We start from the raw sequence: 18,083 nt of genomic DNA, 5'->3' as shown, positions 1-18,083 counted from the left end.
CACGCACCGCTTCGCATTCCGAGACCGTCACACCGGCCAGCACAACGACAGCACGGCGCCTCCGCCCGGCGAGGGTTCGCAGGCCGCTCGCCCGCCGTGGGCTTCGGCAATCGCCCGGACCACGGCCAGACCCAGGCCGCTACCACCGGCACTCTGCGGCCGGCCGGCATCTCCGCGGTGAAAGGCGTCGAAGACCTGTCCCGCGAGTTCGGGCGGAATGCCGGGGCCTGCGTCTTCGACGCCGAGCCGGCACGTGCCTTCGACGACCCGTGCAAGCACATGCACTTCGCCCGGAGTGGCGTGCTTGTGCACGTTCTCCAGCAGGGCCATCAGGGCCTGGCGGATGCGCACCGGGTCGCAGGCGACTCTATCGGGCAGATCGACTTGCGTGCGCAGGGTGAAGCCGCGCTGCTGCAGGCGCGGCTCGAACGCATGCACCACGGAGGCGATCTCCTGCGCGAGGTCCGCCGGCACCCGTTCGAGTTCCAGGTGCCCACTGTCGCGCAGGCTCAGCATGCGCAGGTCTTCGATCAGGCGGCTCAGGCCCTGCACCTGGCGCAGCAGGCCCTGGAACAGCTCGGGTCGCGGTTCGAACACGCCTTCCGTGAGGCCCTGCAGGCGTCCGGTCAGGATGGTGACGGGCGTGCGCAGCTCGTGGGCGATGGCGGCGTTCCAGAAGGCGCGTTCTTTTTCCGTGGCCTGCAGGCGTTCCGCCATCGCGTTGAAGTCGCGCACCAGTTGCGCGGTTTCGCCGAGTGATTCATCGTCGGCCGCTGCGCGTGCCTGCAGATCGCCCTGCGCCATCTGCCGCAGGCTCTCGGCCACCGAGTTGAGCGGCGTGAGGATGCGGCGGGAGAGCCGCACGGCCACGGCGACGGCGATCGCCAGCGCGGCCAGCATGGTCGCGAGCATCCATACCCATTCCACGTGGGACGGCACCCAGCTGTCGGAAATGCTCGATGGGGAATACGCCATGAGCAGGGCGTAGAAGGCGTAGGAGCCGAGCACCGAGATCAGGATGATCCCCAAGGCCATGACGGCCAATGACTGCATCACCTGGCGGCGCAGCCCGGAGCCCGGCCTCACTCCCCGCTCCCGAGCCGGTAGCCCACGCCGCGCACGCTCACGGGCAGGCCTGTCGCGCCGATCGCCTCGAGCTTCTTGCGCAGCTTGCTGATGTGGCTGTCCACCGTGCGCTCCAGCGTGTCGCCTTCGGGCAGGCAGGATTCCAGCAGTTCGAGCCGGCTGAAGACGCGCCGCGGCGAGCGCATCAGGCAGGCGAGCAGCTTGAATTCCGTGAGCGTGAGATCGAGCAGGTGGGATTGCCCGCCCATGTGCACGGTGGCCTCGTGGGTTTCCGGGTCGATCTGAAAAATGCCGGCGCGCAGCACCTGCGGCGTTCCGGGCTGGGGGCCCGCAGCCCGGCTGCGGCGCAGCACGGCCTGCACGCGGGCCACGACCTCGGCGGCGTTGAAGGGTTTGACGACGTAGTCGTCCGCCCCGATGCGCAGCCCCATCAGCTTGTCGATGTCCTGGTCCATGGCCGTCAGCATGATGACGGGCGTCTCACCGCGGTGGCGGATCTCGCTGAGCACCTTCCAGCCGTCCACCCGGGGCATCTGCACGTCGAGCAGAACCAGGTCCGGCTTGAGCGCGAGGTGCAGCGAGAGGGCCGCCTGGCCGTCGGGCGCATGCACCGTGCGCAGCCCGTCGCGGGCCAGGTAGGCCGCGAGGATTTCCGCGATCTCGGGCTCGTCTTCGGCGATGAGCACGAGCGCATGGGAGGCGGATTCCGGAAAGAGGCGCAGGGGTGGTGTGGACACGGGTCGCACTCTATCCAAGTTTTTCCGCTCCATCGCATCTCCACACAACGCCGAACGCATCGCAGCGGCCGAACGCCACAGTCGCACCTTTTTCACGGGCCGCTGGCGCTCCGCGCGGCGGTCGGACAGGGAAAGGACCCTTTCGAGATGCAGATACCGATGCGACGCTGCCGCGCGATCGCGGCCCCGGCCGCCGCGGCCATCGCTGCGCTGGCGCTGGCCGGATGCGGCCGCACGGAGGCGCCCGAGGCTGCCGCGCCACCGCCCCGGGTGTCGGTCGTCGCCCTGGTGCCCGCCGATGTCACCGTGGCCGACGTGCTGTCCGGCCGCGTCGCGGCGGTGCGCACCGCTGAAATCAGGCCGCAGGTGGGCGGCATCGTGCGGCGCCGGCTGTTCGAGCAGGGCGCCGAGATCCGGCAGGGGGCGGCGCTGTTCCAGATCGATCCCGCACCGTTCCAGGCCGACGCCGACATGGCACGGGCCGCGCTGCAGCGCGCCGAGGCGGTGGCGGCCCAGGCCCGCCTGCAGGCCGGGCGGCTCGAACCTTTGGTGCAAGCGCAGGCCGTGAGCCGCCAGGCCTACGACGACGCCGTGTCGCTGCGCGACCAGGCCCTGGCGGAGGTCGCGCAGGCCCGTGCCACGCTCGCCCGCCGGGAGCTGGACCTGCGGTTCGCCACCGTGACGGCGCCGATCGCCGGCCGCGTGGAGCAGGCCCTGGTGACCGAGGGCGCACTGGTGGCGTCCACGGACGCATCGCCAATGGCGCGCATCCAGCAGATCGATCAGGTGTACGTGGACGTGCGGCAGCCGGCGTCGGCGCTGGAGGCGCTGCGTACCGCGGCGGCAGCGGGCACCCCGCCGCCCCGCCCGGGCCGCGCCGGCGGCGAGGGCCTGGCGGTGCAGATCCTGGGCACGGGAGGCCGCGCCGGCCAGGGCGGCGGCACCGCACCAGCGGCCCTCGAAGGGCGTGTGCTGTTCTCCGGCATCAGCGTCGATGCCGGCACCGGCGACGTGCTGGTGCGGATCCTGGTGGACAACCCCCGCCGGCAGCTGCTGCCGGGCCTGTTCGTGCAGGCGCGCGTGCCGCGGGCGACCTACTCCGGAGCGCTCTCGGTGCCGCAGCAGGCCGTGGTGCGCGCGGGCGGGCGGGCGAGTCTGTGGGTGGTCGACGATGCCCAGCGCGCGCACGCGGTGCCGGTGGCGCTCGGCGAAATGGTGCAGGGAAGCTACCGCATCGCCGAGGGTGTGCAGGCGGGCCAGCGGGTGGTGGTGGAAGGCACGGAGCGCCTGAGCGAAGGCCTCGTGGTGGAGGCGCGCGAGGTGCCTGCTCCGGGCGTGGCGGCCCAAGGCGCCTCCGCTTCCGCTTCCGCATCCATGGCCACGGCGTGGTCGCCCGCCCAGGCGGCCCTGGCGGCCGACCGCTGAACGGAGCAACGCATGCCGCAATTCTTCATCCGACGCCCGGTGTTCGCCTGGGTGATCGCGCTGTTCATCGTGCTCTTCGGTGCCCTGGCCATTCCGCGGTTGCCGATCGCCCGCTATCCGTCCGTGGCCCCGCCTGCCGTCAGCATGGCCGCGACCTACCCCGGCGCCACGCCGCAGACGTTGAACGATTCGGTGGTCAGCCTGATCGAGCGCGAACTCTCGGGCGTCAAGAACCTGCTGTATTTCGAATCGTCGGTCGATACCTCGGGCAGCGCGCAGATCACCGCGACCTTCAAGCCCGGAACCGATGCGGAACTCGCCCAGGTGGACGTGCAGAACCGCATCAAGGCGGTGGAACCGCGGCTGCCGCAGGCGGTACGCCAGAACGGCCTGCAGGTCGAGTCCGCGACGTCCAGTTTCCTGATGCTGATCGGCCTCACGTCGCAGGGCGGCCGCCACGACGAGGTGGCACTGAACGACTACATGGCGCGCCACATCGTGCAGGAGCTGCGGCGTGTCGAGGGCGTGGGCCGCGTGCAGCTGTTCGGCGCCGAGCAGGCGATGCGCGTCTGGGTGGACCCGCAGCGGCTGCTGGCCTACGGCCTGGCGATCGGCGACGTGATCCAGGCGATCGAGCAGCAGAACGCACAGGTGGCGCCCGGACGCATCGGCGATGCGCCCGCGGTACCGGGGCAGCGCGCCACCGTGCCGCTGACGGTGCAGGGGCAGCTCTCCACGCCGGAGCAGTTCGCCGCCATCGTGGTGCGGGCGCGTCCGGACGGCGCGAAGGTGGTGGTGGGCGACGTGGCGCGCGTGGAGCTCGGGGCGCAGTCGTATGCGTTCTCCAACCGCGAGGACGGCCGCCCCGCGACCAGCGCCGCGGTGCAGCTCTCGCCCGGTGCCAACGCCGTGCGCACCGCCGAGGCCGTGAAGGCGCGGCTGGCGGAGCTGGCGCGGGCGATGCCGGCGGGCATGCAGGTGTCCGTGCCGTTCGACACCGCGCCGTTCGTGAAGATCTCGATCGAGAAAGTGCTGCACACGCTGGCCGAGGCCATGGTGCTGGTGTTCCTGGTGATGTTCCTCTTCCTGCAGAACGTGCGCTATACGCTCATTCCCGCGATCGTGGCGCCGATCGCGCTGCTGGGCACGTTCGCCGTGATGCTGGTGGCGGGGTTTTCGATCAACGTGCTCACGATGTTCGGCATGGTGCTCGCGATCGGCATCATCGTGGACGATGCCATCGTGGTGGTGGAGAACGTCGAGCGGCTGATGGCCACGGAGGGCCTCTCGCCGCGCGAGGCGACGTCCCGGGCCATGCGCGAGATCACCGGCGCGGTGGTCGGCATCACGCTGGTGCTGACGGCCGTGTTCATCCCGATGGCGTTCGCGGCGGGTTCGGTCGGCGTCATCTACCGGCAGTTCACGCTGTCGATGGCGGTGTCGATCCTGTTCTCCGCCTTCCTGGCGCTCACGCTCACCCCGGCGCTGTGCGCCACGCTGCTGCGCCCGGTCGATCCCGGGCACCACGCGCAGCGCGGCTTCTTCGGCGCGTTCAACCGCGGCTTCGACCGCATGGCGCAGGGCTACGCATCGCGCGTGGCGCGCATGGCGGGGCGCACCGGCCGCACGATGGCGGCCTTCGCCGCCGTCTGCGCAGTGCTGGTGGTTGCTGCACATCGGCTGCCGTCGTCGTTCCTGCCGGAGGAGGACCAGGGTTACTTCATGGCGTCCATCCAGCTGCCGACAGGCGCCAACAGCGAGCGCACGCTGGACGTCGCCAGGGCGTACGAGGCGCATGTCGCCTCGCGCCCGGGCCTGGCGTCCAACCTCGTGATCCAGGGCTTCAGCTTCTCGGGATCGGGCTCGAACGCGGCGATGGCCTTCACCATGCTGCGGGACTGGGGCGAGCGCCGCGGCGCGACCGCGCGCGAGGAAGCGTCGCTGGCCCAGCAGGCCATGCAGCGCACCGCCGAAGGTACGGTGACGACCCTGTTGCCGCCGGCGATCGACGAACTCGGAACATCTTCAGGCTTCACGCTGTTCCTGCAGGACCGCGCCGGCAGGGGCCCCGCGGCGCTGGCGGCGGCGCAGGCGCGGCTCATGGAGCTGGCCGCGCGGAGCACGGTGGTGCGCGGCGTCTATCCCGACGGACTGCCCCCCGGCGCCAGCATCCGCCTGGACATCGACCGGCAGAAGGCCGAGGCCCTGGGGCTGTCGTTCAACGCCGTGAGCAGCACGCTGTCGTCGGCCATGGGTTCTACCTATGTCAACGATTTTCCCAACGCGGGACGCATGCAGCAGGTGATCGTGCAGGCCGATGCGCCCGCCCGCATGCAGCTGGACGACGTGCTGCGGCTGCGCGTGCGCAACGCCTCGGGCGGTCTGGTGCCGCTGCGCGAGGTGGTGAACGCGGAGTGGACCGAATCGCCGCAGCAGATGATGCGCTTCCAGGGGTACCCGGCCATGCGCATCGCCGGCAGTGCAGCGCCCGGCGTCTCCAGCGGCGATGCGATGGCCGAGATGGAGCGCCTCGTGGCCCAACTGCCGCCGGGCTTCGCGGTGGCGTGGACGGGCCAGTCCCTGCAGGAGCGGCAGTCGGCCGCGCAGGCGCCCATGCTCATGCTGCTGTCCGCGCTCGTGGTGTTCCTCGTGCTGGCGGCGCTGTACGAGAGCTGGTCGATCCCGCTGTCGGTCATGCTGGTCGTGCCCCTGGGCCTGATCGGGGCCGTGGCGGCGGTGATGCTGCGCGGGTTGCCGAACGACGTGTTTTTCAAGGTCGGAATGGTCACCATCATCGGCCTGTCGGCCAAGAACGCGATCCTGATCGTGGAGTTCGCGCGGCAGTTGCATGCGCAAGGGCAGGGCCTCGTCGACGCGGCAGTGAACGCCGCGCGCCTGCGCCTGCGGCCGATCCTGATGACCTCGCTGGCGTTCGCGCTGGGCGTGGTGCCGCTGATGCTCGCCTCCGGCGCCAGCGCGGAGACGCAGCATGCCATCGGCACCGGCGTGTTCGGCGGCATGCTGAGCGGCACGCTGCTGGCGGTGTTCTTCGTGCCGGTGTTCTTCGTGGTCGTGACCGGGCTGCAGGAGCGGGCGCAGGGTTGGCGCGCGCGGCGCCGCCCGGCTCCCGGATCCCGTGCAACGGAAGGAGAGGGCGCATGACCGCGGGCCATGATGTTTCCGTGCCGGAGCATGCGGGCCCGGCGCACCCGGGGCGTGCCTGGGGCTGGCGCTACGGCTGCATCTTCGCCGGGCAGGCCCTGTCCCTGCTCGGCTCGGCGGTGACGCAGTTCGTGCTGCTCTGGTGGATCACCGACACCACGGGCAGCGTTCAGGCCCTGGCGACGGCCGGGCTCGCTGCGCTGCTGCCGCAGGCCGTGGTGGGACCGCTGGGCGGCGTCCTGGCCGACCGCTGGAGCCGCCGGGCGCTCATGATCACGGCCGATGCGGTCAGCGCCGCCTGCATGCTGGCGATGATGGCCCTCCTCGCGCGCGGTGAAGCACAGCTGTGGCATGCCTACACGATTCTCGCCGTGCGCAGCGCGATGCAGGCGTTCCAGATGCCGGCGGCCGAAGCCAGCGTCGCCATGCTGGTGCCGGCCGGCTTTCTGCCGCGGGCGGCGGGCATGAACCAGACGCTGGTCAGCCTCTCGCTGGTGGGCGCGGCACCGCTCGGGGCGCTCGCGCTCGGCGCCATGCCGCTGGCGTGGGCCCTGGGCATCGACGTGGCCACGGCCCTGCTGGGCATCGTGCCGCTGCTGGTCTACCGTATTCCGCAGCCGGTGCAGGAAGATGGATGGGGGACGGGCGCGCGTGCAAGCATGTGGGGCGATTTCCGGGAAGGGCTGCGATTCGTCTGGCGCGATCCGGGACTGCGCCGGCTCTACCTGCTGCTCGGCGCGCTGATGCTGGCGGTGATGCCGGCGTTCACCCTGGCGCCGTTGCTGGTCAAGACGCATTTCGCGGGCGGCCCGCCCGAAGTGGCATGGATGGAAGCGCTCGCGGGCATCGGCATGGTGGCCGGCGGTATGCTGGCCGCGGTGCTGGCCCCGCGCCGCCAGGTGCCATGGGTATTGGGTGGGCTGGCTGTGTCCTGCCTCGCGCTGGCGCTCACCGGGCTGGCACCGCAGCGGCTTTTCACCGTCGCCGTGGCGTGGTGGACGGTGAGCGGTGCCGCCTTCGCCCTCGGCAATGCGCCGCTCGTCGCACTGCTGCAAACCGTGATCCCGCATGGAATGCAGGGCCGGGCGCTGGCCTTGCTCAATGCCTTGATGGGGCTGGCGGCCCCGCTGGGCCTGTTGGCGGCGGCGCCGCTCGGCGAAGCGATCGGCGTGCGGTGGCTGTTCGTCGCGGTGGGCCTGCTGGGGATGGGGGTGGGGCTGCTCGGGTTCGCCTCCCCGGCGCTGCGGGCATTGGACGCGCGGGGCCACAGCCTGCCGCGCTGACCCGGCCGCACCGGGGCCGTCAGCGCCGTGCCCGCATGCCGGCCAATGACGGAACGGCCAGCCGCATCGCCTCCAGGAAGGCGCGCAGCCGCGCCGGCTGGTGCCGCGCCGGCGGGTAGACCAGATGCACCGGCAAGGGCGAGGCATGCCAGCCGGGCACGAGGTGCACGAGGCGGCCCGAACGCAGATCGTCCTGCACCACCCAGGCCGAGACCACGGCCGTGCCCAGGCCCGCCAGGGCCGCGTGCCGCAGGGCGTGGAGGCTGTCGGTGCGCATGCGCGGCTCGATCGCGATGGTCTCGGGGGCCGGCCCGGCACCGACGCCGGGCGCCCCCTCGGCGCCGCTGCCGTCCGCGCCTTCCGCATACAGCACCACTTCGCGCACGTAGTAGGTGCGCAGCGCCAGCCAGGGCAGGTTCCGCAACCCCTGCGGATGCGTGGGCGGGCCGCCATGCGCCTGCAGCAGTTGCGGCGCGGCCACCGCGATGCGGGGCACCTCGGCGATGCGCACGGCCACCACCGACGGGTCGAGCACGGGGCCCACCTGGATCGCGCAGTCGATGCCCTCGGCGATGAAATCCGGCTGGCGGTCGTGCAGCAGCCATTCCACCGACACCTCGGGATGGCGGCGCAGGAAATCTGCCAGCGGCGCGATCAGCTGGTCCTGCCCGAAGGCATGCGGCGCCTGCACGCGCAGCAGGCCGCGCGGCGTGTCGTGGGCGCCGCGCAGGTCGGATTCCATGGCCAGCCAGTGCGCCAGCAGTTCGCTCGCGTGCGCGAAGCAGCGCTCGCCGTCCTCGGTGAGTTTCATCGCGTGCGTGGACCGCTGCAGCAGGCGCAGGCCGAGGCTGCGCTCCAGTGCCTGCAGGCGGCGGCTGACCGTGGGCTGGGTGGTGCCCAGCTGCTGCGCGGCGGCGGACAGGCTGCCGCTCTCCACGATACGCACGAAGGTCCGCAGCAACTCGATGCGGTCGCTGCCCGCGCCGGACGGCGGCGGGGCAGGGCGGGTTGGCGAGGGCTTGGTCATGCGCATCGCGTATATCGTATCTGCGCCGGTGCCCTCTACCGTGCCCCGCCAGCGCGGAGGACACTCCAGGCATCGTTTTCCTTGCGCACTCGACACCATGACCACCATTCATTCGACGCATGCCACGGCGCACCTTGCGCCAGACGCAGCCGTTCCGGCCCCGCTTGTGTTCCTGCTCGCCACGACGGCCGGCGTGAGCGTGGCCTCGCTCTACTACAGCCAGCCGATGCTGGGCGTGCTGGCACCGGACATCCACGCAGCCGAGCGTGCCGTGGGATTCGTGCCCACGCTCACCCAGCTCGGCTACGCCCTGGGCATCCTGCTGCTGGCGCCGCTGGGCGACCGTTTCGACCGCCGCCGCATCATCCTCGCCAAGGCGGCCGTGCTGGCTGCCGCGCTGCTGGCGAGCGCTGCGGCCCCGGGCATCGGCGCGCTACTGGCGGCGAGCCTCGCCGTCGGGCTGGCGGCGACGCTCGCGCAGGACGTGGTGCCCGCGGCCGCCACGCTGGCGCCCGCGCAGGCGCGCGGCAAGGTGGTCGGCACGGTGATGACCGGGCTGCTGCTGGGCATCCTGCTGTCGCGGGTCGTGAGCGGCCTCGGGGCCGAAGCCTTCGGATGGCGCGCGGTGTATGCCGCGGCCGCCGTCGCGGTCGCTCTGCTCGCCGGGGCGGCGTGGCGCTGGCTGCCGCGTTTCGCGCCGACCACGCAGCTCGGCTACGGTGCGCTGATCGCGTCCATGGCATCGCTCTGGCGGGCGCAGCGCCCGCTGCGCCGCGCGACGCTGGCGCAGGGCCTGCTGTCGGTGGCCTTCAGCGCCTTCTGGTCGACGCTGGCCGTGATGCTGCACAGCGAATTCCACTGGGGCAGCGCGGTCGCGGGCGCCTTCGGGCTCGCCGGCGCGGCGGGAGCGCTGGCCGCGCCGCTGGCCGGCCGCCTGGCCGACCGCCGGGGTCCGGACCTCGTCACGCGGCTGGGCGCCGGCCTGGCGCTGGCCTCGTTCGCGGCGCTGCTGCTGGCGCAGTGGCTGCCGGCCTGGGCGCAGATCGCCTTGCTCGTGGCCTGCGCCATCGGGTTCGACTTCGGCATCCAGGCGGCACTGGTCGCCCACCAGACGCTGGTCTACGGCCTGGAGCCCGCTGCCCGCAGCCGCCTGAACGCGCTGCTCTTCACGGGCATCTTCATCGGCATGGCGACGGGATCGGCGCTCGGCGCCCTGGCCATGGCCCACTGGGGCTGGCCGGGCGTGGCGGCGCTGGCCACGGCCGCGTCCGCCGCAGCGCTGGCGGTGCGGATGGTGGGCGGTGCGCGGCCCCCAGTTGCCTGAAGCCGTTCCGGACGGTGGGGCGCGACCGTGGTTCCAGGCCACGGAACACGCCCTGCGGGGGAAGGGGTTCCGCGGCGCGATGGCGAAGCGGGGCCCGTGTCATGTCATCATCCGGGGCCCATGACCGCTCCGCTCCTTCCGCACTCCAGTTTTCTGAAGACCGACAGCGAAATGGGTGAGCGCGTCCGCCGCCACGACTGGGCGGCCACCCCGCTGGGGCCGATGGACGCCTGGCCCGAAGCGTTGCGCGTGGCCGCGCAGATGGTGCTCGCATCCAAGTTCCCCAAATGCCTGGCCTGGGGGCCGCAGATGACGTCGATCTACAACGATGCCTTCGGCATCATCCTGGGCGGCAAGCGGTACGCGCTCGGCCGGCCCTTCTATGAAGTCTGGGCCGAGGCGTGGGACACGCTCGGCCCCATCGCCGAGCGGGCGCTGGCGGGCGAATCGTTGTTCCTCGAGGATTTTCCCGTCACCGTACGCCGGCACGGCTACGACGAGCAGGCCTATTTCACCTTCTGCTACAGCCCGGTGTGCGACGGGGCCGGCAAGGTGCAGGGCTTCATGGACACGGTCGTCGAGACCACCAGCAAGTTCCTGGCGCACCAGCGGCTGCAGGAGCTGGCCGCCTCGCTGGACCAGCAGGTCGCCGACCGCACGGCCGACCGCAACCGCCTGTGGCTGCTGTCCGATGCCATGCTGGTGGTGACGCGGCTCGACGGCACGATCGCCGCCGTCAACCCGGCCTGGCAGGCCACGCTCGGCTATTCCGAAGACGAAACCATCGGCCAGCGCCTGCTGTCGTTCCTGCACGCCGACGAGCCGGAGCGCGTGCCGGGCGACGTGCAGCGCCTGGCGGAGGCGGTGCGGCACCAGGGCACGCTGCGCTTTCGCCACCGCAGCGGGGCGGACCGCTGGATCGACTGGACCGCCGTGCCGGGCGACGGCTTCGTGCAGGCCGTGGGGCGCGACGTGACCGACGAGCGCGTCCGCACGGAGGCGTTGCTGCAATCGCAGGAGCGGGTGCGGCACAGCCAGAAGATGGAAGCGATCGGCCAGCTCACGGGCGGCATCGCGCACGATTTCAACAACATGCTGCAGGGCGTCGTGCTGCCGCTGCAGCTGATCGGGCAGCGCCACGCGCGCGGCCAGCTGGACGACATTCCGCGCTACGTGGAGGCGGGCCTTTCCTCGGCGCGCCGCGCCGCCGCGCTCACGCAGCGGCTGCTGGCGTTCTCGCGCCGCCAGCCGCTGGACGTGCGGCCCGTCGACGTCGCGGGGTCCATCCGCGATCTGGAACCCATGCTGCGCAACACCTGCGGCGAGAACATCGAGCTGGCGGTCGACATTCCCGCAGAACTCTGGCCCGTGCTCACCGACGCCCACCAGCTCGAGAGCGCGGTGCTGAATCTCGCGATCAACGCGCGCGACGCGATGCCCGACGGCGGCGAGCTGCGCATCTCCGGCACCAACCTGCCGGCCGGCTCGCAGGCGCTGCCGGCCGCGGAGCGGGAAGCGCTGGGCCTGCCGGCCGGCGACCTGGTGGTGGTGCGGGTCTGCGACACCGGGCATGGCATGTCCCGCGAGGTGATGGACCTCGCGTTCGATCCCTTCTTCACCACCAAGCCGATCGGGCAGGGCACGGGCCTGGGGCTGTCGATGATCTACGGCTACATGCGCCAGTCCGGCGGCGCCGTCGCGCTCGACAGCGCGGTGGGAAGCGGCACCTGCGCATCGCTGTACTTCCCGCGGTCGCTGGAGCGCGCGGTGGATGGGGCCGCGGGCGGGCTCGACAGCGCCGAAGGCGGCAAGCGGCCGGACTCCATCCTCGTGGTGGAGGACGACGCGACGGTGCGCGAATTCGTCTGCGAACTGCTGCGCGACCTGGGCTTCCAGGTGATGTCCGCCGCCTCGGGCGCGGAGGGCATGGCGATGCTCTCCGGCGCCATCCATTTCGACCTGCTGGTCTCCGACGTCGGGCTGCCGGGCCCCAACGGCCGGCAGGTGGCGGATTACGCGCGCGAGCGGCTGCCGCACATCCTCGTGCTGCTCATGACCGGCTATGCCGAGCAGGCGGCGATGGATCCGGGCTTCCTCGCCGCGCACCGCATGGAGCTGATCGTCAAGCCGTTCGATGCGCAGGCGTTGGTGCACAAGGTGCTCGACATGGTGGGGACCGCGCCCGGGCCTTGAGAAATGCGGGAGAATCCGGGGCTGCGCGCGGCGGGGCACGCGGGCCTGCGGGTGCCGCTCATAACCGGAAGCTCTTTGCATCCAATCGCTGGATCGTTGGCTTCCGGCCACCCTGCACGTACAGTCCCGCTCTTGCCGCATGTGCCGCATTGCGGCGGCCGCGGCGCCTTCCGCGCTTTTCCGACGTCCTTTCCTTCCCATCAAAAACAGATCCTGCTCCGCGCCGCGGCCCCGTGCCCGGCGGCCGGACGCGGGAACGCATTGCCATGATCGACTTACGGGGCATCACCCAGATTTACCAGGGCCCGACCGGGCCCGTGGAAGCCTTGCGGGGCATCGACCTGCAGATCCAGCCGGGCGAAGTGTTCGGCATCATCGGGCGCAGCGGCGCGGGCAAGAGCTCGCTCGTGCGCGTCATCAACCTGCTGAACCGCCCCACGGCCGGCGAGGTGATCGTGGCCGGCCGCGACCTGACGAAGCTCGGCGACGCCGACCTGCGCGCCGCGCGCCGCGACATCGGCATGGTGTTCCAGCATTTCAACCTGCTGTCGTCCCGCACCGTCTGGGACAACGCGGCGCTGCCGCTGGAGCTCGCGGGCATGGACCGGGCCGCGATCCGCGAACGCGTGAACCCGCTGCTCGAACTGGTGGGCCTGTCGCACCTGGCCGACCGCTATCCCGCCCAGATCAGCGGCGGGCAGAAGCAGCGCGTGGGCATCGCCCGGGCGCTCGCCAGCCGGCCCAAGGTGCTGCTCTCGGACGAGGCCACCTCGGCGCTGGACCCGGAGACGACGCGCTCCATCCTCGCGCTCCTGCGCCAGGTGAACCAGGAGCTGGGCCTCACCGTGGTGCTCATCACCCACCAAATGCAGGTCATCAAGCAGGTGGCCGACCGCGTCGCCGTGATCGACGCGGGCCGCATCGTTGAACAGGGGCCGGTGCTCGACGTCTTCACCCGCCCGCGCGAGGCCATCACCAAGAGCCTGATCGACGAGATCGTGCCGCAGGAGCTGCCCGCCAGCGTGCTGGAGCACGTGCGCCAGCTCGCCGCGCAGCTGCCGGCGAGCGAGACCGGCGAACTGCTGCGCCTGTCGTATTCGGGCGAGCGCGCCTACCATCCGATCCTGTCGCGGCTGATCCGCGAGCACCGGCTGGACCTGTCCATCCTGCACGGGCAGATCGACGAGATCCAGGGCCAGACCTTCGGCTCGCTGGCGGTGTACGTGAGCGGCGAGGCGGAGCGGCTGTCGGCCGCGGTGGCGCAACTGCGCGCGCAGGGCGTGCTGGTGGATGAAGTGAAGGTGTCCGCCCATGCGGGCACGGGTGCCCCGGTGCCGGGCGTGGAGGGTTGAGGCGATGTTCGAGAATTTTTCGGAAATGATGCTGGAGCTGTTCGCCACCTCGCTGTGGGAGACGCTCATCATGGTGGGCATCTCGGGCGTCGTCGGCGCGCTGATCGGGGTTCCGCTGGGCGTGTTCCTGCGCCTCACCGACAAGGGCGGGGTGCTGGAGAACGGCGTGGTCAACAAGACCGTGGGCTGGATCGTGAACGCCGTGCGCTCCACGCCTTTCATCATCCTGCTGGTGGCGATCATTCCGTTCACGCGCTTCATCACCGGATCGTCCATCGGCACGGCCGCCGCCGTGGTGCCGCTCACCATCGCCGCCGCGCCCTTCGTGGCCCGGCTGGTGGAAGCCTCGCTGCGCGAGGTGGACAACGGCCTCATCGAAGCCGCGCAGGCCATGGGCGCCACCACCGGGCAGATCGTCTGGAAGGTGCTGCTGCCGGAAGCGCTGCCCGGCATCGTCGCGGGCCTGACCATCACCTTCGTGAGCCTGACCGGCTACTCGGCCATGGCGGGCGCCATCGGCGGCGGCGGCCTGGGCGACCTGGGCATCCGCTACGGCTACCAGCGCTTCCTGCCGGACATCATGCTGGCCGTGGTGGTGGTGCTGATCTTCTTCGTGCAGGCCGTGCAGAGCCTGGGCGACTGGGCGGTGCGCCGCCTGAGCCACCGCTGACCGGCGCAGCCCGGCCCGGCCCGCGCCACCGGGTGCGCGATAGCCCTGCTGGATGGCGCAGATAGGAAGTGTCCTACCCCCATGGAGGTTCCGCGCACGTAAGATCGTGTCACATTTATTTACACGGACGGGTGCGCGCAATGGGGTTTTCTCGCATGACGGTGGCCAGGCGCCTTGCGGCGGCTTTCGGCCTGGTGGTCGGGCTGCTGGTGGTCGTGGTGGTCATCGCGTTGTTCAAGGTGTTCGCGATCGATCACGCGCTGGGCGCCAACGCCACCGAGCACGTGCCGATCCAGCGGTACGCCATCAATTTCCGCGGCTCCGCGCACGACCGCTCCATCGCGGTGCGTGATGTCGTGCTCTCGGCCACCCCGCAGCAGCGGCAGCACGAGGTGGAGGTCATCGCATCGCTCGCGGCGTTCTACGCGCAGTCGGCGGAGCCGCTGGAAAAGATCATCGGCCAGCCCGGCGCGGCGCCGGAGCTAGGCGCCCTGTATGCCGACATCCGCCGCGCCGAGGCACAGGCCGTGGCGACGACGCAGCGCATCGTGGCGCTGGCCGGCACGGACGACGCCGCGGCGCGCGCGGCGCTCTGGAATGAAGCCAAGCCCCAGTACGTGCAGTGGCTGGCGGCCATCAACCGGCTGATCGACTTCGAGGAAAAGCGCATCCAGGCGGAGAACGCCACGGCGATGCAGCAGGCGAGCGGCTTCCGCGCGGTGATGCTCTCGGCGCTGGTGCTGGCGGTGGCCGTGAGCGTGCTGGTCGCCTGGGCGGTGTCGCGCAGCCTGCTCGACCAGCTGGGCGCGGAGCCCCAGGCGCTGGCGGAAGTGGCGCACCGCGTGGCCTCCGGCGAGCTCGGCCCCGTGCCGGGCGCTGCCGCGGCGCGCACCGGCAGCGTGCTTGCCTCGCTGGGCAGCATGCAGCAGAACCTGGCGGCGGTGGTGGCGCGCGTGCGCAACGCCTCCGAATCGATGGCGCGTGGTTCGCTGGAGATCGCCGAGGGCAATGCCGGCCTGCTGCAGCGCACCGAGGTCCAGGCGCAGCACCTGGAGCACACGACCGCATCGATGGAGCGCATGACGCTCTCCGTCAATGGCAATGCCGAATCCGCGCAGCAGGCGGCCCAGCTCGCCGGCTCGGCCAGCGCCGCGGCGGGCAAGGGCGGCGAGGTGGTGGGCCAGGTGGTGGCGACCATGGATGCGATCACCGAAAGCTCCAACCGGATCGCGGACATCATCGGCGTGATCGACGGCATCGCCTTCCAGACCAACATCCTGGCACTCAACGCGGCCGTCGAGGCGGCGCGGGCTGGCGAGCAGGGCCGCGGCTTCGCGGTGGTCGCGGGCGAGGTGCGCAGCCTCGCGCAGCGCAGCGCCACGGCCGCCAGGGAGATCAAGGCCCTGATCGACGACAGCGTGGCGCGCGTCGGCCAGGGCTCGCGCCTCGCGGCCGAGGCGGGTTCGAGCATGGCCGACATCGTGGGCGAGGTGGAGCGCGTGGCGCAGCTCATCGCCGAGATCAGCGCCTCCACGGGGCAGCAGACCGGCGGCATCGCCTCGGTGGGCGTCGCCGTGGCGGAGCTGGACCAGTCCACCCGCCAGAACGCGGCGCTGGTGGAGCAGGGTGCATCGGCCGCGCGCGGCCTCGAGCAGCAGGCGGCCCACCTGGCGGAAGTCGTGAGCGTCTTCAAGCTCGGCGGCTCCGGCGCGGTCGCGCTGCGCGCCTCATAAGCTTTCCGAGCTTAGAAAATGACGATCTATTCTTTGAAGTCCGGCGCCACGGCCGATACCATCGCTGCCTCTCTCCCCAAAGGTATGACCCTGTGAACAAGCGCTCCCTTCTCCGTTCCACCCTGGCCCTGTCGGTGGCCGCCATCCTGTCGCAGGGCGCTCTGGCCCAGGACAAGCCGATCAAGGTCGGCGTCACCGCCGGCCCGCATGCGCAGATAATGGAACAGGTCAAGAAGACCGCCGAGAAAGACGGCCTGAAGATCCAGATCGTCGAATTCAGCGACTACGTGCAGCCCAATGCGGCGCTCTCCGCCGGCGACCTGGACGCCAACAGCTACCAGCACAAGCCCTACCTGGATGCGCAGGTGAAGGACCGCGGCTACAAACTGGTGTCCGCCGGCTACACGGTCAACTTCCCGATCGGCCTGTATTCGAAGAAGGTCAAGAAGCTCGAAGACCTGAAGGAAGGCGCGCGCTTCGGCATCCCCAACGACCCGACCAACGGCGGCCGCGTGCTGCTGGTGCTGCAGGACAAGGGCCTCATCAAGCTCAAGGACGGTGCCGGCCTCAAGGCGACGCCGCTCGACGTGACCTCCAATCCCAAGAAGCTTAAGTTCGTGGAGCTCGACGCCGCCCAGCTCGCGCGCTCGCTCGACGACCTGGACGCCGCCGCGATCAACACGAACTTCGCGCTGTCGGCCGGCCTCAACCCCAAGACCGACGCCATCGCCCAGGAAAGCGCCAAGAGCCCCTACGTGAACATCATCGCGGTGCGCGAGGCCGACAAGGACAAGCCCTGGGTGGCCAAGCTCGTGAAGGCCTACCACTCCGACGAGACGCGCCAGTTCATCGAGACGCAGTTCAAGGGCGCGGTGCTGGCCGGCTGGTAAGCGATACCCGGGGGCCGGGTGTGCCCGGCTCCTTCGGCCGGTGCTTCCGCAGGGCCTCGCGGAGCCCGATGCCCCATGGCCTGCATGCCTGCGCGCGTGCGGCTACGATGGACTGCGCATCCGCCGCCCGGCCGATCCGGCCGGCCGCCCGGACAGAACCGGAGAACCCCCATGGCCACTTTCGACATCGCCGGCCTCGGCCGCCAGCTCCATGCCGCCCGCAGCGAGTGGCGCAGGGCGCAGAACCGCGAGCAGGAGCCCGCCGGCCGCGAGTTTCCCTCGCGCGATGCGGTCGCGCGCATCGTGGAGCAGCTGAAGGGCGCGCTCTTCCCGCTGCGGCTCGGGCCGCACGACCTGCGCCCCGAGAGCGAGGACATCTTCGTCGCCCATGAGCTCGATGCCGCGCTGCAGGCGCTGCACCAGCAGATCGGGCTGGAACTGCGCCACGTCGCGCGGCGCACGGGCTCCGTCCCCACGCCGGAACAGTCCGGCGCCACGGCCCTGGAGGCGGCGCGCGGCTTCGCCGACGCGTTGCCCGGCATCCGCCGGATGCTGGATTCGGACGTGCTCGCGGCCTTCCACGGCGACCCTGCCGCGCGCAGCGTGGACGAGGTGCTGCTGTGCTATCCAGGCGTGCTGGCAATGATCCACCACCGCCTCGCCCACGTGCTCTACGGGCTGGAGCTGCCGCTGCTGGCGCGCATGGTGTCCGAGCTGGCGCATGCGCAGACCGGCATCGACATCCACCCCGGCGCACGCATCGGCGCAGGCTTCTTCATCGACCACGGCACCGGCGTGGTGATCGGCGAAACCGCCGTGATCGGCGAGCAGGTGCGGCTCTACCAGGCCGTGACGCTGGGCGCCAAGCGGTTCCCGTCCGATACGGACGGCCGGCCGAAGAAGGGGCTGGCGCGCCATCCGATCGTGGAGGACGGCGTGGTGATCTATGCGGGCGCGACCATCCTGGGCCGCGTGACGCTGGGGCGCGGCGCGGTGATCGGCGGCAACGTGTGGGTGACCACGGACGTGCCGGCGGGCGCGCACATCACGCAGGCCACGGCACGCGAGAGCGCCGCCGGGCACGAATCCCCGCGGGCCGCGGGCGGCTGAGCCGGCTCCGAATGCGCACTTGCCTGACAGCCGGCTCCGCAGTGCGCAGGGATCATGGGCATCCTGTCGTGCAGCGCGGCACTGCCGCCTG

The 18,083-nt window shown here is 71.2% G+C and carries 13 protein-coding genes; 10 read left to right on the top strand and 3 right to left on the bottom strand.

From position 1 onward, the window contains the following. Positions 1-27: 27 nt before the first annotated feature. Both Q9R47_RS05250 and Q9R47_RS05245 read right to left on the bottom strand, forming a co-directional pair. On the bottom strand, positions 28-1,053 hold the full coding sequence (locus Q9R47_RS05250) for an ATP-binding protein (protein WP_311232221.1): 1,026 nt from the start codon (positions 1,051-1,053) through the stop codon (positions 28-30). A gap of 29 nt (positions 1,054-1,082) precedes the next feature. Next, on the bottom strand, positions 1,083-1,856 hold the full coding sequence (locus tag Q9R47_RS05245; protein ID WP_311232153.1) for a response regulator: 774 nt from the start codon (positions 1,854-1,856) through the stop codon (positions 1,083-1,085). Between the two features lie 126 nt (positions 1,857-1,982). Here Q9R47_RS05245 and Q9R47_RS05240 point away from each other — a divergent pair, with 126 nt between their 5' ends. From Q9R47_RS05240 to Q9R47_RS05230, 3 genes are read left to right on the top strand one after another with little or no spacing between them, the layout of a single operon-like run. Further along, on the top strand, positions 1,983-3,248 hold the full coding sequence (locus tag Q9R47_RS05240; protein ID WP_311232152.1) for an efflux RND transporter periplasmic adaptor subunit: 1,266 nt from the start codon (positions 1,983-1,985) through the stop codon (positions 3,246-3,248). A gap of 12 nt (positions 3,249-3,260) precedes the next feature. Then, a complete protein-coding gene (locus Q9R47_RS05235) occupies positions 3,261-6,410 on the top strand; it encodes a multidrug efflux RND transporter permease subunit (protein ID WP_311232151.1) in 3,150 nt (1,049 codons plus the stop codon). Then, positions 6,407-7,693 carry an MFS transporter gene (locus Q9R47_RS05230; protein WP_311232150.1) on the top strand — a complete coding sequence of 429 codons (1,287 nt, stop codon included), beginning with the start codon at positions 6,407-6,409 and terminating at the stop codon, positions 7,691-7,693. Before Q9R47_RS05235 ends, Q9R47_RS05230 begins: the two co-directional genes overlap by 4 nt. Before the next feature lie 19 nt (positions 7,694-7,712). Here Q9R47_RS05230 and Q9R47_RS05225 read toward each other — a convergent pair whose 3' ends face one another. Beyond that, the gene (locus Q9R47_RS05225; RefSeq protein WP_311232149.1) at positions 7,713-8,720 is read right to left on the bottom strand and encodes a LysR family transcriptional regulator; all 1,008 of its coding nucleotides are present in this window, start codon (positions 8,718-8,720) and stop codon (positions 7,713-7,715) included. Positions 8,721-8,817: 97 nt separating this feature from the next. Here Q9R47_RS05225 and Q9R47_RS05220 point away from each other — a divergent pair, with 97 nt between their 5' ends. The 7 genes from Q9R47_RS05220 to epsC all read left to right on the top strand — a co-directional run bounded on the left by Q9R47_RS05220 (position 8,818) and on the right by epsC (position 17,992). Continuing rightward, the gene (locus tag Q9R47_RS05220; protein ID WP_311232148.1) at positions 8,818-10,044 is read left to right on the top strand and encodes an MFS transporter; all 1,227 of its coding nucleotides are present in this window, start codon (positions 8,818-8,820) and stop codon (positions 10,042-10,044) included. Between the two features lie 120 nt (positions 10,045-10,164). Further along, the gene (locus tag Q9R47_RS05215; protein ID WP_311232147.1) at positions 10,165-12,237 is read left to right on the top strand and encodes a PAS domain-containing protein; all 2,073 of its coding nucleotides are present in this window, start codon (positions 10,165-10,167) and stop codon (positions 12,235-12,237) included. A gap of 266 nt (positions 12,238-12,503) precedes the next feature. Further along, entirely contained in the window at positions 12,504-13,589 is a 1,086-nt protein-coding gene (locus tag Q9R47_RS05210; protein ID WP_311232146.1) for a methionine ABC transporter ATP-binding protein, read from the top strand. Positions 13,590-13,593: 4 nt separating this feature from the next. Next, positions 13,594-14,259: a methionine ABC transporter permease gene (locus Q9R47_RS05205; RefSeq protein ID WP_311232145.1), complete on the top strand. Its 666-nt coding sequence runs from the start codon at positions 13,594-13,596 to the stop codon at positions 14,257-14,259. Between the two features lie 140 nt (positions 14,260-14,399). Next, positions 14,400-15,992, top strand: a complete 1,593-nt coding sequence (locus Q9R47_RS05200) for a methyl-accepting chemotaxis protein (protein WP_311232144.1) — start codon at positions 14,400-14,402, stop codon at positions 15,990-15,992. Between the two features lie 92 nt (positions 15,993-16,084). Continuing rightward, complete coding sequence (locus Q9R47_RS05195; RefSeq protein ID WP_311232143.1) at positions 16,085-16,882, top strand: MetQ/NlpA family ABC transporter substrate-binding protein; 798 nt, start codon at positions 16,085-16,087, stop codon at positions 16,880-16,882. Between the two features lie 171 nt (positions 16,883-17,053). Continuing rightward, positions 17,054-17,992, top strand: coding sequence for a serine O-acetyltransferase EpsC (gene epsC / locus Q9R47_RS05190; RefSeq protein WP_311232142.1), 939 nt, complete (start codon positions 17,054-17,056; stop codon positions 17,990-17,992). Positions 17,993-18,083 lie beyond the last annotated feature (91 nt).

The organism is Acidovorax sp. PRC11 (assembly GCF_031844105.1).
Lineage (GTDB): Bacteria > Pseudomonadota > Gammaproteobacteria > Burkholderiales > Burkholderiaceae_C > Paracidovorax.
This window is presented reverse-complemented; position numbering and strand designations above follow the sequence as displayed.